The organism is Arcicella sp. GW458-12-2-14-TSB2, from assembly GCF_059423785.1.
The window spans coordinates 1-25,618 of the sequence record NZ_JBWKYN010000081.1; the positions used below are offsets into that span (position 1 = coordinate 1).

Sequence of the window (25,618 nt, forward strand, 5' to 3'; positions counted from 1 at the left end):
AAAATAAAACATCTCTTTCAAATTGTTAGCCTTATACTTCTAAAACTTTCGTTTTCAAATCTTCAAATCATCAAATTTTCAAATTATTTGTAACTTCTCTGAGCAATCTTAATATTCTCATAAACCAATTCCTCTTTGTGTAGTTCGAATTGAGAGTCGCCTTTGTATTCCCATGCAGCTACGTAAGCGTAGTTCTCGTCATCACGAAGGGCTTCTCCTTCTTCTGTTTGGTATTCCTCACGGAAGTGACCACCACAAGATTCGTTACGGTTCAAGGCATCAATACACATCAATTCTCCTAGTTCGATAAAGTCGGCTACGCGCGTTGCTTTTTCTAATTCAGGGTTAAATTCATCTGCATCACCCGGAATACGAACATCAGACCAGAATTGTTTTTTGATTTCTTGAATTTCAGCGATAGCTTCTTTCAATCCTTTTTCGTTACGAGCCATCCCACATTTATCCCACATAATTAAACCTAATTTCTTGTGGAAATAATCAACAGATTTTGTCCCTTTGATAGACATCAACTTGTCGATAGTATCTTGAACAGCCTTTTCAGCAGCAACGAATTCAGGAGCATCTGTTGGAATCGCTTTAGTACGAATATCCCCAGATAAATAAGCACCGATAGTATAAGGAATTACGAAATAACCATCAGCCAAGCCTTGCATCAAAGCAGATGCACCTAAACGGTTAGCACCGTGGTCAGAGAAGTTGGCTTCACCCATTGCATAAAGCCCTGGAACTGTAGTCATTAAGTTATAATCAACCCAAAGTCCACCCATTGTATAGTGAACCGCAGGATAAATACGCATTGGCACTTCGTAAGGGTCTTCACCAGTAATTTGCTTGTACATATCAAACAAGTTACCGTATTTCTCTTTCACAACCTCTTTACCCATTGTTTGCAACTCTTCGGTAGTAGCATTGTGCATCCCTTTTTTTGTAGCCTCTCCACGTCCATAACGTAAGATAGCCGCAGCGAAGTCAAGATAAACCGCTTTTTTAGAAGCACCCACACCATAACCTTCGTCGCAACGTTCTTTAGCCGCACGCGACGCAATATCACGAGGTACTAAGTTACCAAAGGCAGGATAACGACGTTCTAAGTAGTAATCGCGTTCCTCCTCTGGAATCTGAGCGGCTGGGCGATTATCATTTTGTTTTAATGGCACCCAGATACGTCCATCGTTACGCAACGATTCCGACATCAAAGTAAGCTTTGATTGGTGGTCGCCAGAAACAGGAATACAAGTAGGGTGAATTTGTGTATAACAAGGGTTTCCGAAGAAAGCACCTTTTTTATGCGCTTTCCAAGCCGCCGTTACGTTTGACCCCATTGCGTTAGTAGATAAGTAAAATACGTTTCCGTATCCACCCGTACCCAACAACACAGCATGTCCAAAGTGACGTTCTAATTTACCAGAAATCAAATCACGAGCAATGATACCACGCGCTTTGCCGTCTATCACTACTACGTCCATCATTTCGTGGCGAGTAAACAATTCTACATTACCTAAACCAACTTGACGTTGTAACGCAGAATAAGCACCCAACAATAATTGCTGACCAGTTTGTCCTGCTGCATAAAAAGTACGTTGTACCTGTGTACCACCGAAAGAACGGTTAGACAACAATCCACCATATTCACGTGCAAAAGGAACACCCTGAGCCACACATTGGTCAATGATGTTACCAGATACTTCAGCCAAACGGTGAACGTTTGCTTCACGAGCACGGTAATCACCACCTTTGATAGTATCATAAAAAAGACGGTAAACAGAGTCACCATCGTTTTGGTAATTTTTAGCAGCGTTAACCCCACCTTGTGCAGCGATTGAGTGTGCACGGCGAGGAGAATCTTGGAAACAGAAAGCCTTAACTTTATATCCCATTTCAGCTAAAGAGGCTGCCGCAGAAGCACCAGCTAAGCCAGTTCCTACAACAATAATTTCAATATTCCGCTTATTTGCGGGGTTTACCAAGGGTACAGTAGAACGGAACTTTGTCCATTTTTCTGGTAATAGTCCTCCTGGTATTTTAGCATCTAATTTAGTTGACATAATTTTTGATTAAGAATTATGATTGAGAATCGTGTGATGGAGTGATGAAAGAATATAATGAAATGTATACATTTATATCAAATACACTTTTTCATTATGCAATCCATCCGAAATACATTGCTATTGGCATTGCCGCGAAAATAATGGGTACGATAATCGAAAACCAAGTACCCAAAGACTTAACAAATGGAGTATATTTCGGGTGATTCCATCCCATCGTTTGAAAAGCACTTTGGAAGCCATGTAATAAATGGTAGCCCAGAGAAATGCAACCCAACACATAAACAACAACAACAATTGGGTTTTCAAAAACTTCTTTCATCTCACCGAAAAGAGTTTCTCTTCCACTTGTAATCTCATCAGTAAAACGGCTAACTACCCAAAAATGACGAAGGTGAATAATTAGGAAAATCAGTAATAATGAACCTAAAAGGCCCATAGAACGTGAGTACCATGTAGAATTAGCTTCTCCTTTTACGACAGCATATTTTACAGGACGTTTCTCTGAATTTGTTTTCCAGAGCATTAATCCATCCACAATGTGGATAATAAAGCCTAGCATTAAGCCTACTTCAGCAGTCCTAATTAGCCAGTTGTGTGCCATAAATTCTGCTGCTTCATTGAAAGTTTCGCCACCGTCGTTTAAAAAAATACATGCATTGATTCCACAGTGAACCACAAGAAAGCCTATCAACGATAATCCCGTAATGGCCATCAGTAGTTTTCTACCCAGTGAACTCGTTAGTGTTTTTGTTACCCAAGACATCTTTTAATTGTTTTAGTTATCATTAAAATGGTTAATAGTTTTAGGTGAGTAGATAATAACTATGGGTGAATTTGATTCTTTGAAAGGATAAATGTCACGAATAATTAGTATCTAGTATTTTAAAACTAAATATCCTCCCCAAAACTACGACCCAAACAATTGTGTATCAAATTATCTATCACTTTTTAGCAATTATTTATAATGTTTTTACGTTTTTTTACAATAAAATAAGACTTAGATCTTGTTTTTATTGTTAAACATTAATTTTGAAGAGCCTTCCTGTTGGCTCTTGTAATTTAACTTAATGTTCGATTTTTTGTTTCGTTAGTTAGCCAAAAAAATAATATTTAACTTGTAGGCAAATCATCCGAATTTTATATTCTAAATTTTTATGAGATTTAAACAATTTTACCTTTTTGTATTAGGCCTTTTACTGATACTGTCCACTACAGAGTCTTTCGCAACACACATGAGAGGCGGAGAAATTTCTGTAAAAAGAATTTCTTCAACTTCCTTTACTTATGAGTTTACGCTAACAATTTATTGTGACTTAAACACAGGCTTTAGGGCGTGGCAAGACCAACGTGATGCGTCTTTTTGTTTTGGTGATGGTATTGGTAGTATTCGTGCTCCTCGTATTAACGGCGGTGGTAATGGGGAAGACATTGGTAACGGAATCGGGAAAGGTATCTATAAAGCAATTTATACCTATTCGGGTGCGGCAGATTATAAAGTAACTGTGGCGATTTCTAACCGAAACCAAGGCGTTAGAAACATCGGTGGGGCATCTGATGCAGTGGCCTTTTATGTTGAAACTATTTTTAAGGTAAACCCAGGGCTAGGACTTAACTCTACGCCAGTGTTATTAAACCCTGCGGTTGATTTAACGGCAGTTGTCGGACAAAAATTTATTCATAACCCTAATGCCATTGATGTAGATGGCGATAGTTTGGCCTACCGTCTTACTTTTTGTAGAAGAGGTGATCAAGATAACTGTACTGATAGAAAAGGAGATTCAGTACCGGGTTTCCGCCAGCCTAATGAAGTAGCTACTACACCAAGTAGCTTTACGATTAATGCCCTGACGGGCGATTTGATTTGGGATGTGCCTCAAGAAATCGGCTTATATAACTGTGCATTTTATGTAGAAGAGTGGCGAAATGGCGTATTGATTTCTATTACAGAAAGAGATATGCAAATAGAAGTAAAAGATGCTGATAACAAACCTCCAGTGATTAAAGTACCTGATGATATATGCGTGGAGGCGGGTACATTAATTAGCCAAACGATTACTGCTACTGATACGCCTTCTAACTCTGGAAGAGTAGATAATATGACAATCATCTCAACAGGAGCTGTTTATAGATTACCAGACGGTACTACTTTTATTGGCCCACAATATGCTACGTTTACTTCAACTGCTAATCAAGCATCGCCAGCTTCTGGTAGATTTGTATGGCAAACGGGTTGTAATCATATTCGGCAAGAACCTTATGATATTCTCTTTAAAGCACAGGATTTACCACGGAGTGGGCTTATTCCTAGCTTGGTAGATAGTAAAATATGGAAGATTAGGATAGTAGCGCCAAGAATTAAAAACCTGAAAGCAACTGGCGATGCTGCCAATAAAACAATCACATTAACTTGGGATAGTTACACTTGTCAAAATGCAGGATCAGAAATTGTTATCTATCGTAAAGAAGGTTGTACTAATTATACTCCTACTACATGTAGTACAGGTTTGCCAGCTAATTTAGGATATGTAGAAGTAGCTAGAGTGCCTGTATCTGCAACAAGTTATGTTGATAAAAACTTAAAACGAAATACTGATTATAGCTATAGAACAGTAGTTGAGTTTACGAATGGTATTAACAAAGCTGAAAGCATTGTTTCTGACCAAGCTTGTACGAACTTGCCAATACAGATGTCTGTCATGACGAACGTAACAGTAGATAAAACGGATGCTACGACTGGAGAGATGACCATAAAATGGACTCGCCCGCTTGGATTAGACAAAAATGTTTTCAAAGGACCATATCAATATCGTTTGTCAAGAGCAACAGGATTGAACGGAACAAACTTTGTACAAGTTTCACCAAATATCGATACTGATTTGTCGGGTAAGGCTGATACAATTTTTGTAGATAAAAACCTGAATACAACTGCTAATGCTTATACCTATCGCATTGCATTTTATTATACCAGTAATACAGGCTTAACGTTGTTGGATAGTACAGATAAAGCAAGTAGCGTGCGTTTGGCTGCAACACCAGATAAAAAGTCAGTTCGTTTGTCATGGCAAGCTATCGTACCTTGGAAAAACGAAAACCAAATTCACCGAGTTTACAGAGAAACACGTTCGGGTTCAGGCGTATTTAACCGTATTGCTGATGTGCCTGTCACTACAGCAGGGACTTTTGCCTTTACTGATACAGGGGCTGATACTTATGCTGCCGACGGAATAGCGCTTGCAAAAATGTCGCAAGATTCTAGCTATTGTTATAAAGTAGAAACAGTAGGTACTTACGGAGATGCAAGGATTAAACCTGATATCTACTATAACTTCTCGCAGATTATCTGTGCAACGCCTTTGAGTGATATTGTGCCTTGTGCTCCACAATTGACCATTGATTTACTTGATTGTGATAAATACAAAAAGGATAATACCAATTGTGATTTAACATCATTCGAGAATAAATTGACGTGGACTAATCCAGATAAATCTGCTTCTGGAAGTGATTGTACGAAGGATATTGTAAAATACACGATATATTATGCTGAAAGTTCAGATGGCACTTACACGAAAGTTGGTGAAGTAACTAGCCCAACACCGCCTGCTCAGACGTTTACCCATATAAAAAATGATTCGTATTTGGGTTGTTATTATGTCACTGCTACGGATAAATATGGCACTGAAAGTGCGCCAAGTAATAAAGTTTGCAAGGATAACTGTCCGAGTTTTGAATTGCCCAATGTCTTTACACCTAATGGCGACGGCAAGAACGATATTTTCCAAGCAATGAGATGCCCAAGATTTGTTCAAAGCATAATCTTTAGTGTTTACAACCGTGCGGGACAAAAAGTATATGACTATACTGGACCAAAATTAGCTTGGAATGGTACTGACACTAACGGAAAAGAATTGCCAGTAGGAACTTATTTCTATAATGCAGAAGTGAAATTCTTGATGTTAGACCCTAGTTATCCAACAGTTAAATTAAAAGGTTGGATTGAGTTATTAAGATAGTATTATTGAATACATTACATCAAAAAAAGGCTTGGAGTTTTAAAACTTCAAGCCTTTTTTATGTGGGTTATCAAAAGCTCACCAACTGCCTTTACAACCAAACGTTGAAGACCTCATGCTACGTGAAGCCCTTATCACTAGCGAGGGACTTAAGTCCCTCGCTAGTGATAAGGTGTCTGATTGTTAATAACTTATAATAATTTGTGTAATCAGTAATAAGCTCATAACTCACGGCTATTAAGCTCACAGCTTTATTTTACTTCTTCTTCAAGCTTGTCAAGAACTCAATTAAGTCTACTGCCTCTTCTTTACTCATTCCGTCCATCAATCCCGTAGGCATCATTGAATTATTCATCATCTTCATTGATTTTACAGCACTGGTTTTGATATTCTGAACAATTCCTCCTGGCATTTTCAAACTAATATCAGTTTCAGTTTTTGAAGCAATAATACCACTCATGGTAGAGCCATCCTTCATTTTAATGTCCCATCCTTCATAGCCAAAACCAATACCTGCATCTGGATACATAATGGCAAAATACTGACCATCTTTCCCTAGTTTTGACCCAATTTCAGAAAGCTTTGGCCCAAAATCCATCCCCTCACCATTTACTTGATGACATACCGAACAATTGCTAGCAAACACCGCAGCTCCCTTTTTAGCATCGCCCGTTAAAGCAACCAATTCTGTTACAGGAGGTAGTTTTTTAGCTGTACTTGTTGATGCTCCTAAATATTTTGATGCTTCAATACGTACATTTCTACGCCAAGCCTTACTAACACCCTCTACGGCAAAAGGAATATAATCTTTCTCAATTTTACCCTCTTTCAAATATGCTAAAATCAAATTTTGTCCGCTGTCGCTATCGCCAATAGCTCGTGTGGCTTCGCGACGAATGCTCACTGAACGTGTTTTATTAAGCATCAAACCCTTCAGAATATCTATCGATACTTGTCCACCATTTGATTTAATACCGTTTAATAATTGAAGAGCCAACACTTCTTTCTTAGGGTCATTGATGATTTGTTTTACCATGATTAATCCTTCTGGTGATTTTATCAAAGCCTCTGCTGCCTGACGTGGCATTTCGCCTTTACTGACCATGCTTAACAAGCGTGAGTTTTCCTCAGGTAACAAATATTTAGTTTGTAGTTCTATGTATTCTTTCCCGCTCAAGGTACTCAATAATTTACTGAGCGATTGTTTGGCTAGGGGAGAGGTTCTTACAAAGTCTACATCTAAATGGTTTAATGCAAGTTTATTAATGGCATTTTGTTCTGTAGCATTGCCTTTTAATAATGATAATAATGTTTCGGATTTCTCTTTGCCTTTGATAAAATCAAAAGCCCTGAAATAACGTAAGCGTTCTTTTAAGCTGATATGACTATCGGTTGCCAAGCTAGCCAAAAACTTTACAGATTCCGTTGTTCTAGCACGCCAAACAATGTCTTTTCCCGCTAGGGTTAACGTTGGGTCTGGTGTTTTTTTGAGGTAAGCTGCAAAGCAAGCATTCCAATTATTGTCTGCACCAATGCCTAATGCTTCAAGATACCAACGGTCTTTACCATCATACTTTGATGCTAAGTCTGCCCAAATAGTAGGAACTTCAGCAGAAGTATTACCATGTAGTGCAATGGCACATTCTCTCAAAATTTGTGGGTCGTTGCTAGTTGCCAATTGTTTTACGTACTCAATCACATTTAGTTTCAACTGGCGTGCTGCCCTCAAGCCTGCTATTTTAATATCTGGATTCGCATCTGCTAAAGCAATTTCTACATATTTTTTACCATCAATAATTTTACACAAAGCCCAGAAAGCTCGTGCTTTCATTCTTTGGTTATCTGATGCCCACAGTTTCAATAATTCGGGTTCAGCACTTTTGCCAAATTTAGTCAGGGCTTCCCATGCCAAATACCTCGTAGCAATATTAGGACTTGTTAAGGCCGTAATAGCACCAGTAGGAGTTGATAAATCTAAACTTGGAACGCTATAAGGCGTATTGCTAGGGGCAATTCTGTAAATCCTTCCACGTGTTTGGTCACCTGCTTGGTGGCCACCTACGCCTGGGTCATACCAGTCGGCTACGATTAACGAACCATCAGGAGCTACACAAACATCAGCAGGACGAAACCATTGGTCTTTTTCCTGTTTCATGATATTTACGATGTCAGCAGTATAGCCAGCACCCGATTTTTGAACTGGGTACGAACGCACCACATTATGCCCCGGTTCGCAGTGAATCATCTGCCCTTGAAAAGCACTTGGTAATAAATTGCCCTCATACACAATCATACCCGTTGGTGAGCCAGAACCTGTTTGTAAAAGGTTTGGTACGGTTCCGGGGTCATTTAAATGCCAGTGGCGTCTTGGTATTTCTTCTTCAATATTTGTACGATTACTTGGCCATGAAGCGTGCGTCATGGCATCTTTATACCCAAAATCGCCATATTCCATTACATAATTAATTCTTACCCCTTTGTTGCCATCATCATCATTATCCGATTGCCACATTGTACCGTAAGAATCAATCGCTACCTCATAGTTATTTCTGAAATTTTGCCCTAAACATTCTACTTCCGAACCGTCTAAATTACAACGGAATACCATGCCCTCTTGATAGTTTTTAGGCGAAATCTCTTTGCCAAATTGGTCTTTCACAATATTACCGTTTGCATCTTTTAACTGACGACCCTCGTTTCCGAAGTTGAAATAAAGCTTACCATCTGGTCCAAAAACAAACGTATGCATACCGTGGTCGTGTTGTTCGCCACCGATGCCTTGAAACAAAATTTCTTTTTTATCAGCTTTGTCATCTCCATCAGTATCAGTTAATTTCCAAACATAAGGGCTTTGTGAAACCAATACTACATTTCCTAATACTGCAATGCCCAAAGGAGCATTCAAGGAAGCATCCTGATAGAATACTTTACTGCCATCTGCTTTGCCGTCTCCATCTTTATCTTCCAGAATAACTATTCTATCTCCTTCTTTTTTGGTTGGGTTTAAAGTGATATTAGGGCGATAGTTATAAGCCTCTAATACCCAAACTCTTCCTTTCGCATCCACATCAATATCTGTGGGGTTTATCAACATCGGCTCAGTCGCAAAAGTTTTTACAGTTAATCCATCTGTCATCTTTACACCTTCCAGCGAATTATCAGGTAATCTTTTTTGAGCTTCTGTCAATACTGAATCTACATAATGATTAATAAAGCGACTGGAAGGGGAGTTTTGATATGCAGTGGTGAGCAATGCACCACCGAGCAAAACTGTTGGGATTCCAAAACGAAGTTTAGTGGATAATTTATTTGACATGGAAAATATGGTTTATGAACAATAGTTTCAAAAATACTTTTCACTTAAAAGCAATATTATCGTGATTTGTACTGATTGATAAACCCGAAAATATTAAATTAGTGATATAAACTTGTACTTTCTTGTAGGGAAGGCGTTAAAAAAAAGAGAACTCTATAGAACTGTATCTGAATATTTAAAGCCTATCAACTTATCAATAAAAAGTTAAGTCAGGAAAAATTACAGCGATAAACAATGTAAAAAAGGCAAAACAGTCTGTTTTATAAAATCTATTAGCCCAACAGAATAAGATTATTTGTTAAAATTCGTTAAAACTTATTGAAAACTAATGGTTACGGTCTTTTTAATGACGAAATTTGACTTTGCTTAATTTCTGATTAACAAATACAAGTATTGATTTTCAAACTCCCAAAAATTACTTAACTTTGCGAACTTATGCAGAGAACTCACAAATTTTTATTATTTATACTGTTTGCTTTGACCCTCAGTGCGTGTAGCAATTTCGAAAAAATCAGAAAGATGACTGATGAGAAGAAAAAGTATGACGCAGCTATTCGTTTTTTCAAGAAAGGTCAATACGACAAAGCAAGCATACTCTTTGAGGAATTGTTGCCAATTTTAACGGGAACAGACCAACAAGAAATCGCTACGTTTTATCAAGCTTATTGCGATTATCACACTGGCAATTATGAAATGGCAAATTTCCATTTCAAACGTTTTGCTGAAACTTTTGCCAGAAGCGAATATTATGAGGAAGCAGTGTATATGTCTGCCTATTCATTATATAAAAACTCTCCGCAGTTCAATCTTGACCAAAGCGGGACGATTACAGCCATTAATGAGTTGCAAAACTTTATTAATAACTACTCAGACAGTAAGTTTAGAGAAGAAACATCTGATTTGATTAAGGAGCTAAGAAAGAAATTAGAGAAGAAGTCTTATGAAAAAGTAAAGCTCTATTATAAAACCAGTGAATTCAATATTGCTACTTTGAAATCTGCTGTCATTGAAATCAATAATTTTCAGAAAGATTATCCCGATTCAGATTATAACGAAGAGTTAGCCTTCTTAAAAGTTCAATCACAATTTGATTTGGCTCAAAGTACCATTGAAAGTAAACAAAAAGAACGTTTTGATGATGCTATTAAGTATTATCAAGATTTAGTGGATAAATATCCTAAGAGTGACTTCTTGAAAAAAGCTGAGAAATTATATGACATCAGCTTTAAAGAAAGTGACAGAATTGCAAAACTTGAAGCAGAGTACAAAGCCGCTAGAGACAAAGAGAAATCTAATACGTCTAAAGTGGGTGCTGGCGACAAACAGAAGTAATCAGTATTTTAGTAAAAACATTTAACAAGAAACAGTAGAACAACCAAAGATATGGCAACGAATCCATCAATCATTACCAGAGACGTAGATAAACTCGCTATTAAAGCAGGAGGAAATACGTATGAAGCCGTAGCAATCATCTCGAAACGTGCAAGACAAATTGCTTTGAAGTCTAAAGAAGAATTGAACAATAAATTATCAGAGTTTGCTTCTTCTGTAGATAACTTAGAAGAAATTTTTGAAAATCGTGAGCAAATTGAAATTTCAAAATTCTATGAGCGTTTGCCAAAGCCAACTTCATTAGCTATCGACGAATTTATGGAAGATAAATTTACTTTCACTTTGCCGAAAAACGATGATAAATCGGAAGACTAGGAACTTTCTATCAATTATTAATCAAAAAGGTCAGATGTTTTACATTTGACCTTTTTGATTTTGATTAAGTTTGTATCCATAAACCAGTGTTGAATAAGATGCTTAAAAGCAAGAAAATATTATTAGGTGTTTCGGGTAGCATTGCTGCTTATAAAATTGCGATACTCACTAGGCTTTTGGTGAAAGAAGGGGCAGAGGTAAAGATTGTAATGACAGAGGCCTCTAAAGAATTTATTACACCACTTACATTATCGACACTCTCAAAAAATCCAGTTTTGTCGGCTTTTGTAAAAGATAAAACTGGGCAATGGAATAATCATGTTGATTTAGGCTTATGGGCCGACGTGATGCTGATTGCCCCCGCAACAGCCCACACGTTGGCTAAATGTGCGAATGGCATTTGCGATGATTTGCTGACTGCCGTTTATCTTTCGGCTAAATGTGAAGTATATTTTGCCCCTGCTATGGACTTGGATATGTACAAACATCCGAGTACTGTATCAAACCTTGCAAAGCTGACAGAATATGGAAACCACATCATCAAGGCAGGCTATGGGGAATTAGCCAGTGGCTTAGTAGGAGATGGGCGTATGGCCGAACCCGAAGAATTACTGGAAGTCCTGCAAAAACATTTTTCTGTCAATCCTGTATTAGCCAACAAAAATATACTGATTACCGCTGGACCAACCCAAGAATCCATCGATCCTGTTCGTTTTATCAGTAATCATTCTACAGGAAAAATGGGCTATGCCCTTGCGAACAAACTAGCCAAAGCGGGTGCAAAAGTAACGCTAGTAAGCGGACAAGTAGCCTTGAAAAAACCAGACGAGAGCATCAATTTAATAAAAGTACATTCAGCCCAAGAAATGTATATTGCTACGCAAGCAAATTTTGAAGTAGCAGATATTATTATTCTGGCCGCAGCCGTAGCCGACTATACCCCTGCGATGGTGGCAGATAAGAAAATAAAAAAGAAAGAAGATACGTTTAGTATAGAGCTTATCAAGACGACTGATATTGCCAAAACTTTGGGGAAACAAAAACGTTCAGACCAATTGATGATTGGCTTTGCCTTGGAGACGGATAACGAAGTTGACAATGCAAAAGGGAAAATCAAGTCTAAAAATCTTGATATGATTGTCCTGAATTCCTTACAAGATGCTGGTGCGGGCTTTGGGCACGATACTAATAAAGTAAGCATTATCAAAAAAGATGATAGCATCATTGAGTTTGATTTGAAATCAAAACAAGATGTTGCTCAGGACATTATAGACGCCATCATTAATACCATGATGAGTGAATAGAAAGTAAATGAATCAATTTCGAAAAATAGCATTGATGAAAAATAGCATTACATATTATACTTTTTATAAATATACACTTTGTTGGGTGATGGCTCTGATGGGAATGTTGGCTTTGTCACAGCCCCTACAAGCCCAAGAGATTAATTGTAGAGTAACGATTTCTACAGACCAAATACAGGTAAATGAACAGCGTGGTGCTACACAGATTTATACAGAATTGCAGAATGTCATGCAAGAATTTATGAACAACCGTCGTTGGACAAATGATAACTTTGCACCTGAAGAGAAAATCAATTGTTCATTAGCTTTGATTATTACTAAAGCTACTGCCACTGGAGACTATGAAGCCAACGCTCGTTTTCAGGTTACCCGTCCCGTATATGGTTCTGCTTATGAAACTGTCATTTTAAATTATGTAGATAGAAATTTCGTATTCAAATATATCTCAGGCACGCCCCTTACTTATAATGATAATAATTATAACGACAACCTAACGCAGATATTAGCCTTTTATGCCTACATAGCTTTGGCTTATGATTATGATTCCTTTGAAAAAATGGGAGGTATTAATGCCGCTCAGAAAGCATTGAACGTAGTGAATTTAGCTCAAAATGCGGGTGGAGGTTGGTCGTCTTCAAATGATATTCGTAGTAGATATTGGGTGGCCGAAAATCTGTTGAATCAACAGCTACAAAGCCTACGTGAGGGCTTCTATACTTATCATCGCATTGCGATGGATAATTATGCTACTGACCCTGCAGCTAGTAGAAAACAAATAACGGAATACTTGAATACCATTAAGCAGGTAATTCAAAACCGCCCTGGACAAATTTGGTATCGTCTTTTCTTTGAAGCAAAATCTACTGAATTATTGAATATCTATGGCGATGCTCCGCTTGATGAAAGGAAAAAGATAGTGCCATTGCTTACTTCGCTTGATCCTAATAATTCTGAAGCATACAGGAAACTGAGTAAATAATACAGAAGGACTTTAAGATAATTGTTCCCCACAATGAGGACAAAACTTAAAGTCTTTTTTATCTTGTTTAGAAGATTTTATATGTTCATTAAAGCCTGACACAAAAATACCCGTTGGTAAGGCGAACATCGCAACGCCTGCAACTGCAACGATGCCTCCTAATAATTTTCCTAGTGGTGTAATGGGATAGGCATCTCCATATCCTACCGAAGTAATCGTAGTAACACCCCACCAAATAGTAGCTGGAATACTTGAAAAAATATTTGGTTGTGCTTGGTTTTCAATATAATACATCGTAGCAGACGAAATTAGTAATGTAAATATAAAAAAGACAAAACTTAAGATAAGTTCTTCTCGTTTTTCTTTAAATACACTTTCAATTACTTTTAAGGCATGTACATATCTTGAAAATTTGAATAGCCTGAAAATTCTGAATAAACGAAGTATCCTGATTAAGCCAGTATCTGACGTGAAATTAGATAAATAGAAAGGCATAATTGCCAGTAAATCAATCAATGCCCCTGCTGAAAACATATAACGGATTCGGCCCCAAAGAGGATGGCGATATTTTTCATTCTCAACACACACCCACAGCCGAACGAAATATTCTATTGTAAAGAAGATAACTGAGAAGTATTCAAAATCACTGAAGAAAGAAACAAAATCATGCCTTAGGCTTTTTACCGAATGCAAGATGATAGCAAAGGTGTTCAGAGAAATCGTTGTTAATAAAATAGCATTGAATACTAACGAAGCAGTGCTTTTTTTACCTCGTGTTACTTCTAATACTTTATAGATTTCTTTTCTAGACCAATTGCTATTCATTCGATAAAATGATTTTATGATATTATAAGACTAATTAGCAGATATAAAATAAAGCACGCTTGGGTATTAAACTCTGTCATGTCCTGACTTTACTTTACACTTTTTTTATGATTTACTATTGTTGTTAATTTTCTTTTTTTGCTTCTTTCTTTCTTTTGTTAATAAGTCAAAAATTGTGGATAACTAAGCTACTAAGTGTACCTGTTGAGGTATTTGTAAGTTCAAAGACCAATGTGGTCTTTGTGTGTTATAAGCTAAAATAGCCTGTTGGGTAGCTTTTAAAGCTACTTTTTCATTGGTAAAAGTTACATCTAAACTATATTCATCTTTGAGGATTCCATTAACTCTTTCTGCCAAGGCATTATCGTAACAATAACCTATTTTGCCCATACTGATTGTGATGTCATGACTATTTAATAGTTGTGTATAAGCTTTGGAACAATACTGGAATCCTCTATCTGATCGGATCGCCGAAGCGATGGTGCACAATTCCATTGGTATTAGGACATTGAACTATTGCCATCTTTAAGCTTTGAATCGCCCATTTTGATTCAAGAGAATCAGCTAGTTGCCAACCAATAATCTTCCTGCTAAATGCGTCTGTCGTTAAAAACAAATATTGAAATTTATTCTGCAAACGAATGTAAGTAATATCATTTACCCAAGCCTGATGGGGAGCCGTCCACACTTGCTTATTGTAATGGTCATCATACTTATAAATGTAACCAAAGGATTGGGTGGTAACAACGTACTTTCGTGTCTTTTTTACAAGTAAATCATTTGACCTTAGTAACTTAAAGAATTTATCTCTCCCCATATTCCAATCTATCCGATGGATGTTAATCGATAAAAGTTTATATAACTTCTTTACCCCCATCTTAGGATTACTCTTACGAATACTCATAACTAACTCTAAAATCAAATCGGTCTCTAGTGATACTCTTATTGATGTATTACTACGAAAATAATAAGCTTGTCGACTTACTCCAAAGTAGTTACAAAGCGATATTAAGCTTTGGGTTTGTCGTTGACTTTCAATGCATTCATACCAAAACTTTTTTTTAAATCGGTCTTGTATTCTTTATCGGCAACACTTACCAAACTCTCCAAGCAACGTTGAGCTAACAAAGAGTCAGCTAAGGCTATTTTCAACTCTTTTACTTGAGACTCTAAGTCTTTTACTCTATCTTTTTCATTCATCGTTTCGATGCGGATTACTTGATTTAACAAATGGGTCTTCCCAAAAGCTTTTATCCAATTTTGTATGGTAGCACCTCCGGTAATGCCATACTTACGGGCGGTCTCTCCAATACTTTTCCCACACTCTACTTCTTTAACTACCATTTGCTTAAAGCTAATACTGTACCGAATACTTTTCTGTGATGCTTTTGTCATGTCTATCTTTACATTTTTGTAAAGCTATATCAGGACATGACACTCATTACTCATAATTCATCACTCACAACTCATACCTCTTCTACTTGTAATTGTTTTTCGTAGAGTTCTCTATACACATTATTAGCATTCATCAGTTCTTCATGCGTACCTTGTTCTATGATATTGCCATCGTCGAGCATGATGATTTTATCTGCTAATTTGGCAGAAGAAACCCTGTGCGATATAATAACAGATGTTCTACCTTTCATAATTTCTTGTAGATTATTCAAAATCTGGTTTTCAGTTTTGGTATCTACGGCTGAAAGGCAATCATCCAATATTAAGATTCTGGGTTCACGTGCGATGGCACGTGCAATAGATAAGCGTTGTTTTTGTCCGCCAGATAAAGTTACACCTCTTTCTCCTAAAACCGTATCAAAACCTTCAGGAAAATCTATCACATTATTGTATAAATCAGCGTCTTTGGCAGCTTTAATGATAGTTTCTTCCGTCATGTCACTACTTCCAAAACTCACATTGTTTCGGATAGAGTCTGAAAACAAGAAAACATCTTGAGGCACATATCCAATTTGTGAACGATACATATTTACATTCAAGCTTTTGATGGGCAAGCTGTCAATATTTATTTCTCCTGCGGAGGCATCATACATTCTACAAAGCAAATTGGCTACTGTACTTTTCCCAGAGCCTGTAGTGCCTAAAATAGCAATAGATTCGCCAGGCTTAATCGTCATAGAGAAATCCTTTAAAGCCACAATCCCCGAATCTGGATAGGTGAAGTTAACGTTTTTCATTTCAATAGCCCCTTCAACAGTATGACGAATATCTTCTTTCGAAACAATATCAGTTTTTACATTCAAAAACTCATTGATTCTTTGCTGAGAAGCTGCTGCTCGTTGTATTTGCGAGGTTGTCCAGCCCAAGGCAATCATTGGCCACGTCAGCATATAGACGTATAAAATAAATTCGGTGATGCTTCCAGCGGTAAGTCTGCCAGCCATTACTTCTAAGCCACCCACATATACTACTATCACAGAACTAAGACCAGCCAACACTGAAACCAATGGTGTAAACAGTGAGTCAACTTTTACTAAATCTAACGATTTTTCCCGATAAACGTTGGCTTGTTTCGTAAAAGCTATCGTTGAGGGCTCTTCTTGTACAAAAGCCTTCAAGACTCTAATACCCGAAAATGCCTCTTGTGTAAAAGTAGAAATCTTAGATAAGTTTGCTTGAATCTGTTCAGACTTTCGCATGATGATGGTATTAACAAAGTATATACTACCCGACAGAAAAGGAACAGGTAATAATACATACCAAGTAAGTTTCTCGTTCACCGAAAGCATGTACCAAACCACCAGAATAAATACTGAAATAAGGTTTAGACCATACATTAAGCTAGGCCCCACATACATTCGTACTTTATTGACGTCCTCTGAAATACGCGCCATCAAATCGCCAGTGTTGTTCTTTCTATAGAAACTCAGTGGAAGTGTCTGGTAATGCTGATAGATTTCGTTCTTTAAATCGAACTCAATATGGCGGGACATTACGATGAGTGTCTGTCGCACTAAAAAAAGGAAGAATCCTTTTAATAAAGCAAGAATCATAATTAATGAGCCATACAATAAGATTGAAAAGGCAAAGAATTCATAGACCATTTTTTGCGAAGCAAAACCGTCATACAGAAAGTATAAATCGATGGTTTCTTTGACTAAATCGAGCGCATAGCGGACAATCTGAGCAGGAACTACGCCAAAAAGATTGGAAATGAATGTAAAAAGTGTACCTAGAATAAGGTACCATTTATATTTGAGAAAGTATTGGTTGAGATGCTTTAGGGATTTCATATTTCAATAACCAACGGAGGAAAGTAAAGGTTTCATCCATTATGTACTTTTAGTATTCAGTAAAATTATCATTTATATTGAAAATTTTGTGCTTGAATAATGCTTTTTTCTTTAAAAAATGCTAATTTTGCACCCTCTTTGGATAAAGTAATATTACTTTACCAAAGCTTCACTACCAAAACGTTCTTTCTAAATTACCCAATGGTAAACAGACGACTTCTCCGAACAAAGGCATTTCAAAGCCTTTATGCCTTCCGCCAAGCGGAACGTGCTGATTATCAGTTAGCATTTGACCAAATTGCTGATTCTTTTCTCCCAAATCTTGACTTAATGATTCCTAAAGAGCAACAAATGCTAAAGCTAGATGCTTTGCGTAAGTTAGCTGAACAACGTTTTGAGGAGCTATTCAATCTGAAATCGACAGATGATACCATTCCTGCTGAGGCTAAAAATGCAGCAAGACATGCCCTTGAATCATATAAAAGTTATGTAAAAAAAGACAAAGCTACGATTACTGATAACATGGTAGCGGAGGTGGAAGGAGTGTATGATGCTTATCTGAAAATGCTTCAATTGTTGTTAGAAATTACTGAAATTGCTGTTTGGGATGAGCAACGTCGTTTAGTTGAAACAGACCACCGTACGTCAAGATTAGCCAGAAATCAAGTATTGATGGCTTTGAAAAATTTACCGATGTTTACTACGGGTATTATCAGGAGCAATGCTAAATGGGGAGAAGAAGACCAAAACCTTTTGCGTAAACTTTTCTTAGAAGCAATCTTGCCTGATACAACTTTCCAGTCGTACCTTCGTATAACAAAACATACTTTTGAGGAAGATTTGGCGTTGGTTCAGTATCTTGTAAAAACTTTCATACTGAAACATCACCTTATTGCTGATTATTTTGAGGAAAAAGACCTAAATTGGAACGAAAATAAGGATGTGCTTAAAAGCCTTTGTGTAAAGACTTTTAAGATTGAGAAAGTGGAGGATTTGGCATTACAGCCTTTGGCATTAAATTGGGACGAGGATAAGCATTACTTTGTAGACCTTTTTAATAATGTGTTGGATAACGATGAATCGTATGAGAAAATCATTACCGACCAAACACAAAACTGGGAAGGCGACCGTCTGGCGATGACAGATATGCTTATTTTAAAGTTGGGCTTGGCAGAAATGATTCATTTTACGAGTATTCCAGTAAAAGTATCAATCAACGAATACATTGAATTGGCAAAAAACTATTCAACACCAAAGTCAGGGCAGTTTATAAATGGTTTATTAGATGTACTTTCGCAGAAATTACAGAAAGAGGGAATCATCAGAAAGTCGGGACGAGGATTGATTGATAATAAATAATGGTTATTTGAACAACGCAACAGGCATAATCTATAAATTTGATTTTTTAACCGATAACTTGCAATACAATGAGTAAATCATCAAAAACATTTTGGGCATTCATGACTGGAGCTGCCGTTGGAGCTGCCTTAGGAATTCTATATGCACCTGATAAAGGAGAAAATACCCGTAACAAACTGTTTTATCAACTTCAAAAGTATCGTGACCAACTACAAGGTTTAATTTCAGATTTGATTGATGGAAAAGAAATTCCTGAAACAATGGCAAAATCTGAAGGTAAGAAAGTAGTAAACGAAGCACGTGAAAAAGCAGAACGTTTATTAGAGGATGTAGAAAGCATGATGAGTCAGATTAAAGCTAAAGCCTAATTTTGAAATTAATTCGAATATTCATCGTATGAAAAAAGCAATCATTTTGGCATTGGGGATTAGTGTTTTTTTTGCTTGTCAAAATAAACAAAAGAACGATAGCCAGACAATGGCAGACTCTGCGTCTGCCTATAAACCGACAAGTGATAAATTTCCTGTGATGCAAGCTGATTCACAATCGGTAGATTTAGGTGTAATTACACAAGGCGATACCATTATTCACATTTATAAATTTAGAAATACGGGTAATATGCCATTAGTGCTAAGTAGTGTAAATGCATCTTGTGGTTGTACTACGCCTTCGTACTCTACTTCACCAGTTCAACCGGGTGAGCAAGGCTTTATTAAGGTGAAATTTGATAGTAAAGGCAAAGAAGGAAAGCTTAGTAAAACAGTAACAGCGATAGCAAATACTACTCCTGCCGAAAATACTTTTTCTTTTAAAGTAGAAGTACTAAAGAAATAGTAAGACTCCCAAGAATATTTAATCAAACAAAAAACAAATATGTTTAACAGTATTTTATTACAAGGAATGCTCGGTGGAGGTGGTGCATCTTCTCTTTTATTAATTGGTGGTATGTTCGTTGTCATGTATTTTTTCATGATTCGTCCTCAACAAAAAAAACAGAAAGAGCAACAAGCATACGTTGATGCATTAAAGGCTGGCGATAAAGTAGTAACGATTGGTGGTTTGCACGGTACTGTTACTTCTGTAAGAGAAAAAACAGTTGTATTAGAAGTAGATTCAAGCAAAGGAGTAAGAATGGTGTTTTTGAAAACAGCCATTTCTAAAGACTCTTCTGCGCAGATTGGCGAATAAAATTTGTCATTTCCTTAATTGAAGAGATTGTTAAAAGAAAAGAACACTAAATATTCTTTGACTTTCAACCTCAACCCCAGCCCTTTCTCTGAAGGAGAAGGGGTTGGGGATGAGGTTTTATCGGAATATAATTTGTATATAGTCTATCTTTTGAGATAACTTCAATTTGTAAATTCTTTCAGATGAAACCCGCTCCTAAAAAAACTGATTTCAAAGCTGTAATAGTGAGCCTATTCGCTGCTATTATTTTTTGGATAATGAATGCCTTGAACAAAGAAGGCTATTCACAAAAAATTTCCTTTCCTATTCGTATTACTTACGACGATTCCCTTTACATACCGACTCAGCCACTTCCTGAAAAAATTTCTGTCAATGTTTCTGGTAGCGGGTGGGATTTATTACGTAAATCATTTTCATTCAATAAAACGCCTATTCAGTATGCTATCAACAAGCCACTGAAAACTAAGTTTTTGAATACTGGTATGCTCACAGATTCTATTGCGGAGTATATTAGAGATGTACAGGTAAATTATATCGTAGCCGACCGCTTTGAGATAGAATTTGATAAAAAAATCAAGAAAGATTTTACCTTAAAAATAGATAGCTTACATATTCCCTTGAAAGAGCATTATGTAGTATCGAGTGTGATTAATCTTAATCCAAGAGTCTTGACCATTGAAGGCCCAGAATCTATGTTGAAAGATATGGATAGCACAATTTATATTAAAGTGCCTGGACAACAGATTAAAGATAATTTTGATGATGAAATAGGGCTTCCTTTTGCTAAAAATGGCATATTGAAAACCAATAAGAGCAAAGTAAGTGTAAGTTTTGAAGTTGAAGAATTATTGAAATAATGGCAAAGGTAATTGGCATTACAGGAGGGATAGGTTCGGGCAAAAGCCTTGTTTGTAAGATTTTTTCTATACTAGGTATTTCTATTTATGAAGCCGATACTCGTGCTAAATGGCTTGTCGCTCATAATATTCCCCTCAAAAATTCGATTATTCAATTATTAGGCGAAAATGCTTATACTGCCAATGGCAACTACAACCGCGAATGGGTAGCTTCGCAAGTATTCAATAATGCAGATTTACTACTTCAATTAAATGCACTTATACATCCAGCAGTTCGGCAAGATGCCCGAACATGGATTGAAGACCATCAACAACATTCATTTGTATTGTATGAAGCTGCGCTCATGAAAGCAGCAGGAGATGGAAATGCCTTTGATAAAGTAATTGTGGTAGATGCCCCCAAAGCCCTCAGAATAAAGCGTGTAAAGGCAAGAGACGGACGTACAGAAGCCGCCATTGAAGACATCATAGCCAGACAAATATCAGAAAGTGAACGATTGAAAATTGCTGATTTTGTAATTAACAATGACGAAAAAGAGCCTTTGTTAGACCAAGTATTAGCCTTGTATCAAAAACTAAAGGCAACATCATCATAAAGACTAACAAAAAAACCACTTTCAATGCGAAAGTGGTTTTTTTGTTAGTCTTTAGCTTCTATTCACTGGTGTCTAACCAAAAGCTTTTTGGTTACCAGTGATCTGCCATCAGCAGACAGTTGATATAAATAAATGCCATTTCCCCAATCTTTAGTAGAAATCTCTTTTCTTGAGGCATCTTTATCTAAAACTTCTTCTTTAATCTCACTTCCCAAAACGTTGTAAAAAGTGATTTTTACTTCGTTTACTTGTGACGAGATATTATATTTAATCGTTGCAATATCATCCGCTGGATTAGGATAGATATTCCAAATTGATATTTTGTCGTTGTTGAATAGTTTATCGTCAGCACTAAATGATTCTTCTACTTTGGTTTCAACAGAAGTAGTTGATGCAACCACTTGAGCTTCATTTTTAGTAGCGTAGTTTTTAGGCGTTTGTACCATCAAAGAATTAGTAAAATACTGACTAATGGCAGCACGCTGATAGTTTACATTCCTATCAAGAGAAAGGTGCGATGGCTGGAAATATGAAAAAGGCATCTTTTTATAAGATGACGAGCTCGTTATCTGGCTCATAGTCTTTTGCTTTGGCTTAACATCCAAGCGACTTTTATAGCGATTCTCAGTAGTTTGAGCAATCCCTGATATCGATGATATCAAGCATCCCCAAATTAACCAAGCTTTTGTATTAAAGAGTATAGGTTTCATTTCATTTAGTATTTCTTTATGAAGACAACATTAGTCAATTAATAAATATTTTTAAGTGTCTATATTATCATAGACCTAAAAATCGTTTGAAAGGTTGCTTTTACTTTTAAGTATTTTATTTATAAAACAAAAATATATTAAAAAAATTCAATTTTCAAAGTTTCGGCAACGATTTTTTATTTATTTTATTATGTGGCAATTCATTAATTTTCTTTTCTATCTTTTTTTCTACCTTTTTTATCAAGACAGAATCCTTTGAAGCAGTTAATGAAGGGGTAATAATAGGACGTGCAACTCTTGCTAAAATACTTGCTTTATTTGGCATTTCGCTGATTCGCCACTTGAATCCATCCAACTCTTTATCGTCTTCTTTTACTTCTTTGGGCGGAATAAACTTACCATCTGGTTTAGCTAAAAAAGCTATGCGAGAGATCTTATTTTTAGCAAAATTCATATTCATTTTCCCACATTGTACTCTATTCATCCCAGTTAGGGTATTTTTTTCATCAATTGCGTAATAGATGCTTTCCCCATTACCCTCTACGTTCACTTTTTCAATCTTAGAATCATCCGTAAACCTAACCACCATTTTACGCCCTTTTATCTGGTTGTAATTTGTTAGTGTATCAGTTGCAATCACAAAAGACTTGCCCTTCATATTCATCACACTGATTTTATTTCTTTTCAGTAGGATATTGATTGAGTCTGCTTCAGATTGATTTTTTAAATTCCAGAGAATAGGTTTCTGATAAAAATAAATAGTTGAGTCTGAAACATTATAACTCAGCGAGTCGCACTTTGCCGCAAAATCACTTTTAGAAATCATTACTCTTTTATAAGCATACATTTTCTTGGTTTTGGTTTCCTTGTTGTCCAATGAAACCAAGGTGTCGGCCGTTAAAAAAAGTGTGTCATTCTCAAAAACATTCTTCAATAAAGCATGTCCGAATACTCTGGTAACCCCAGTTTTCTTCGAATATCTACCACGGTCGCCCGTGAGGATAGCCTTGTCTTTTTTCGAGACAAAATGAATATTCCCAATCGCAATACCAATTTCGGTTGGCGGGTCATAAATCATCGTATCGGCCGTCATGACATAATCTTCCGTTTTTACAGTCGACCGCCCCTTGAGGTTCGAAATCTTTGTGATAGTATTATATTGGCTACCGGGGTTGGCGTATGTTGTATCTTTTTTATTAACAACCAACGTAGGGGCTATAAAAAAAGCTTCTTTGGATAAGGTACTATACCGCAAGGAATCTCCCGTTAGGCTACCATCCTTATCGATAACATGTACATTCGTTTTAAAATCAAAAAGCTTTGTAACCGTATTATAATAGCCTTCCTTACTGGTAAGCGTACTTTTTTTATCAATGATTTTACCACCAGTATTATAATAAGCAATGCTAGTATTCAAATTATAATCTAGCTTATTGGTAGTCAATAAAATCGTTTTATCGTCTAACTTCACATGTCCATTGATGATTGCTTTTCTTTCATTTCCGAAATAATAGGCAGTATCCCCAGTAATGGTGACCGTATCTGCTTGAATAATTTTTACTTTTCCGTAAGCTTCAAGAATATTCGTTGTTTCATTCAAAATTGCCAGATTGCAATACATCAGGGTAGTACCTTGTCGCAAAGCGACATTGCCAATCAGCTTCTTCATTTGCATAAATGGCTGGTTCTGACCAATCAAACTGTCGGCTTTGATGATTTCTACTTGGCTTCCAGCAGGAGTTTGGGCATTAGTTGAAAAAAAAGTAAAAAACGATAAAATTAATCCTATGAAAATATACGATAAAGTACTGGAAATGGATTTGACTATTTCAAATGCTTTCATCGATTCTGGAATTACTTTTATTTGATGTATTTTTGTGGAATATTTCATAAATCTTGTGCTTGCAAAATTAGCCAAATAAAATCATGCTCAACGAGTTTTTAACGTTTATTAACAAACAAAATCTTATTCAACCGTCTCAAAAAGTACTTTTAGCGGTAAGTGGTGGTATGGATTCTGTCGTGATGTGCGACCTTTTCAGCAAAGCCAAACTTAACTTTGCGATTGCCCATTGCAATTTTGGACTTCGTGGCGAGGAATCGAATGAAGATGAAATGTTTGTGAAGAAACTGTCTATTAAATACAAAGTACCTTTTTATGTGACTACCTTTCAAACGACTGATTTTGCCGAAAATGAAAAGATTTCTACGCAAATGGCTGCGCGTATCTTAAGGTATGAATGGTTTGAAAAAATAAGAATCCAACATCAGTTCGACTATATCGCTACGGCGCATCATCAAAATGATGTACTTGAAACGGTATTGCTGAATTTGACCAAAGGGACGGGCATAGCAGGTTTGCATGGTATCAGGGTAAAAAATGGGCATATCATTCGTCCAGTATTGTTTGCTGAAAAAGAAAGTATTTTTGATTATGTCGTAGAAAATCAGATTATCTGGCGTGAAGATTCTTCTAATGAATCTAATAAATATCAACGTAACCTGATTCGTAATGAAGTAGTGCCTTTGTTAAAACAGATTAATCCTAATCTTGAAAATACGATTCAGCAAACCGTAGAAAGAATTACGGCGGTAGAAGATATTTTTGAGCAAGAAATGGAAATGCTCAAAAAGCAAATCACTTGGTCAGATTCGCAGGCAATTTATGTGAATTATAAAGCTATTCAAACGCTTTCACAACCTGTGATTAAACTAGCAGAATTGTTGAAGCCTTATAATTTTAGCTATCAACAAAGTCAGGATATTTTTGAGGCTTTTGATAAAGAAGCAGGCAAAATGTTTCTTACACCTACACATACCTTGGTAAAAGACCGTACAGAATTGGTCATTACCCCAAAAAATCTACAGGCTTTTACCAGCAAAACCATCGAGAAAAATAATGTGGTAGTAGAGTTTGGCGATAGAATGCTAAATATCGGAGAGTTTACTGAAATAGAAGAAGATTTTGTAGTGCCGACAGCTAAAAAGGTAGCTTGTTTGGATGCTGACAAGATTCGCTTTCCGTTACAGCTACGTAAATGGAAAGAAGGCGATTGGTTTTGTCCCTTAGGAATGAACAAGAAAAAGCTCATCAGCGATTTTCTGATTGACCAAAAAGTACCTTTGAATTTGAAAAAAGATGTCTATCTGCTTACATCAAACGGTTCAATAGTTTGGGTAATTGGCTTTAGAATCGATGATAGATTTAAAGTCACAGAAAAGACTGCTAAGATTTGCTTGATGGAAGTGAAATAATTGGAGTTGGGAGTTTTGAGTGCGGAGTTGAAGGGTGAACATGATTCATTCAGAATTATAAAATCAAAAAAGTGGTCAAAAACTAATTTTGACCACTTTTTTGTAATTGATGGGCAATGAATTCCTACTGTTTGAGCGGAGCGAGTTTAGGAATTCTTGATTTTTTTGTTACTTTTTGCATCAAGGCAAAAAGTA

The 25,618-nt window shown here is 36.5% G+C and carries 22 protein-coding genes; 12 read left to right on the forward strand and 10 right to left on the reverse strand.

Going from position 1 to position 25,618, the window contains the following annotated elements:
- Positions 1-83: 83 nt before the first annotated feature.
- Together AC07XN_RS12900 and AC07XN_RS12905 are read right to left on the reverse strand one after the other, a co-directional pair.
- Positions 84-2,066: a fumarate reductase/succinate dehydrogenase flavoprotein subunit gene (locus AC07XN_RS12900; protein ID WP_309914222.1), complete on the reverse strand. Its 1,983-nt coding sequence runs from the start codon at positions 2,064-2,066 to the stop codon at positions 84-86.
- Positions 2,067-2,160: 94 nt separating this feature from the next.
- Positions 2,161-2,832 (reverse strand): succinate dehydrogenase cytochrome b subunit, encoded by a 672-nt coding sequence (locus AC07XN_RS12905; RefSeq protein WP_309914225.1) that lies wholly within the window; start codon positions 2,830-2,832, stop codon positions 2,161-2,163.
- Positions 2,833-3,223: 391 nt separating this feature from the next.
- On the opposite strand from AC07XN_RS12905, the gene AC07XN_RS12910 reads away from it, so the two are divergent.
- On the forward strand, positions 3,224-6,079 hold the full coding sequence (locus tag AC07XN_RS12910) for a T9SS type B sorting domain-containing protein (RefSeq protein ID WP_494743390.1): 2,856 nt from the start codon (positions 3,224-3,226) through the stop codon (positions 6,077-6,079).
- Positions 6,080-6,335: 256 nt separating this feature from the next.
- Here AC07XN_RS12910 and AC07XN_RS12915 read toward each other — a convergent pair whose 3' ends face one another.
- Positions 6,336-9,395, reverse strand: a complete 3,060-nt coding sequence (locus AC07XN_RS12915) for a PVC-type heme-binding CxxCH protein (protein ID WP_494743391.1) — start codon at positions 9,393-9,395, stop codon at positions 6,336-6,338.
- Positions 9,396-9,830: 435 nt separating this feature from the next.
- On the opposite strand from AC07XN_RS12915, the gene AC07XN_RS12920 reads away from it, so the two are divergent.
- From AC07XN_RS12920 to porD, 4 genes are all read left to right on the forward strand, one after another.
- Complete coding sequence (locus AC07XN_RS12920) at positions 9,831-10,727, forward strand: outer membrane protein assembly factor BamD (protein WP_309914233.1); 897 nt, start codon at positions 9,831-9,833, stop codon at positions 10,725-10,727.
- Positions 10,728-10,778: 51 nt separating this feature from the next.
- Positions 10,779-11,102 (forward strand): DNA-directed RNA polymerase subunit omega, encoded by a 324-nt coding sequence (locus AC07XN_RS12925; protein WP_309914236.1) that lies wholly within the window; start codon positions 10,779-10,781, stop codon positions 11,100-11,102.
- 98 nt (positions 11,103-11,200) lie between these two features.
- Positions 11,201-12,406, forward strand: a complete 1,206-nt coding sequence (coaBC, locus tag AC07XN_RS12930) for a bifunctional phosphopantothenoylcysteine decarboxylase/phosphopantothenate--cysteine ligase CoaBC (protein ID WP_494743392.1) — start codon at positions 11,201-11,203, stop codon at positions 12,404-12,406.
- A 34-nt stretch (positions 12,407-12,440) separates the two neighbouring features.
- On the forward strand, positions 12,441-13,385 hold the full coding sequence (porD, locus tag AC07XN_RS12935) for a type IX secretion system protein PorD (RefSeq protein WP_494743393.1): 945 nt from the start codon (positions 12,441-12,443) through the stop codon (positions 13,383-13,385).
- A gap of 12 nt (positions 13,386-13,397) precedes the next feature.
- Here porD and AC07XN_RS12940 read toward each other — a convergent pair whose 3' ends face one another.
- The 5 genes from AC07XN_RS12940 to AC07XN_RS12960 all read right to left on the reverse strand — a co-directional run bounded on the left by AC07XN_RS12940 (position 13,398) and on the right by AC07XN_RS12960 (position 17,458).
- Positions 13,398-14,210 (reverse strand): ion transporter, encoded by an 813-nt coding sequence (locus tag AC07XN_RS12940; RefSeq protein ID WP_309914244.1) that lies wholly within the window; start codon positions 14,208-14,210, stop codon positions 13,398-13,400.
- A gap of 183 nt (positions 14,211-14,393) precedes the next feature.
- Positions 14,394-14,705: a transposase gene (locus tag AC07XN_RS12945; protein WP_494743394.1), complete on the reverse strand. Its 312-nt coding sequence runs from the start codon at positions 14,703-14,705 to the stop codon at positions 14,394-14,396.
- Positions 14,665-15,114: a DDE-type integrase/transposase/recombinase gene (locus AC07XN_RS12950; protein ID WP_494743395.1), complete on the reverse strand. Its 450-nt coding sequence runs from the start codon at positions 15,112-15,114 to the stop codon at positions 14,665-14,667. Before AC07XN_RS12950 ends, AC07XN_RS12945 begins: the two co-directional genes overlap by 41 nt.
- A 104-nt stretch (positions 15,115-15,218) precedes the next feature.
- On the reverse strand, positions 15,219-15,605 hold the full coding sequence (locus tag AC07XN_RS12955) for a transposase (protein ID WP_494743396.1): 387 nt from the start codon (positions 15,603-15,605) through the stop codon (positions 15,219-15,221).
- A gap of 71 nt (positions 15,606-15,676) precedes the next feature.
- A complete protein-coding gene (locus tag AC07XN_RS12960; protein WP_494743397.1) occupies positions 15,677-17,458 on the reverse strand; it encodes an ABC transporter ATP-binding protein in 1,782 nt (593 codons plus the stop codon).
- Between the two features lie 99 nt (positions 17,459-17,557).
- On the opposite strand from AC07XN_RS12960, the gene nusB reads away from it, so the two are divergent.
- The 6 genes from nusB (at position 17,558) to coaE (ending at position 21,458) form a co-directional block, all read left to right on the forward strand.
- Positions 17,558-18,817: a transcription antitermination factor NusB gene (nusB, locus tag AC07XN_RS12965; protein WP_323246021.1), complete on the forward strand. Its 1,260-nt coding sequence runs from the start codon at positions 17,558-17,560 to the stop codon at positions 18,815-18,817.
- A gap of 68 nt (positions 18,818-18,885) precedes the next feature.
- Positions 18,886-19,185 (forward strand): YtxH domain-containing protein, encoded by a 300-nt coding sequence (locus AC07XN_RS12970; protein ID WP_184130374.1) that lies wholly within the window; start codon positions 18,886-18,888, stop codon positions 19,183-19,185.
- 28 nt (positions 19,186-19,213) lie between these two features.
- On the forward strand, positions 19,214-19,651 hold the full coding sequence (locus tag AC07XN_RS12975) for a DUF1573 domain-containing protein (RefSeq protein WP_309914252.1): 438 nt from the start codon (positions 19,214-19,216) through the stop codon (positions 19,649-19,651).
- A 39-nt stretch (positions 19,652-19,690) separates the two neighbouring features.
- Positions 19,691-20,005: a preprotein translocase subunit YajC gene (yajC, locus tag AC07XN_RS12980; RefSeq protein WP_309914255.1), complete on the forward strand. Its 315-nt coding sequence runs from the start codon at positions 19,691-19,693 to the stop codon at positions 20,003-20,005.
- A 182-nt stretch (positions 20,006-20,187) separates the two neighbouring features.
- Positions 20,188-20,862, forward strand: coding sequence for a YbbR-like domain-containing protein (locus AC07XN_RS12985; RefSeq protein ID WP_494743398.1), 675 nt, complete (start codon positions 20,188-20,190; stop codon positions 20,860-20,862).
- Complete coding sequence (gene coaE, locus AC07XN_RS12990) at positions 20,862-21,458, forward strand: dephospho-CoA kinase (RefSeq protein WP_494743399.1); 597 nt, start codon at positions 20,862-20,864, stop codon at positions 21,456-21,458. Before AC07XN_RS12985 ends, coaE begins: the two co-directional genes overlap by 1 nt.
- A gap of 62 nt (positions 21,459-21,520) precedes the next feature.
- On the opposite strand, the gene AC07XN_RS12995 is transcribed toward coaE, so the two are convergent.
- Positions 21,521-22,168, reverse strand: coding sequence for a T9SS type A sorting domain-containing protein (locus tag AC07XN_RS12995; RefSeq protein WP_309914262.1), 648 nt, complete (start codon positions 22,166-22,168; stop codon positions 21,521-21,523).
- Positions 22,169-22,322: 154 nt separating this feature from the next.
- A complete protein-coding gene (locus AC07XN_RS13000) occupies positions 22,323-24,059 on the reverse strand; it encodes an OstA-like protein (protein ID WP_494743400.1) in 1,737 nt (578 codons plus the stop codon).
- A gap of 35 nt (positions 24,060-24,094) precedes the next feature.
- Between AC07XN_RS13000 and tilS the strand changes: the two genes are divergently transcribed.
- Positions 24,095-25,423, forward strand: coding sequence for a tRNA lysidine(34) synthetase TilS (tilS, locus tag AC07XN_RS13005; protein ID WP_494743401.1), 1,329 nt, complete (start codon positions 24,095-24,097; stop codon positions 25,421-25,423).
- Positions 25,424-25,618 lie beyond the last annotated feature (195 nt).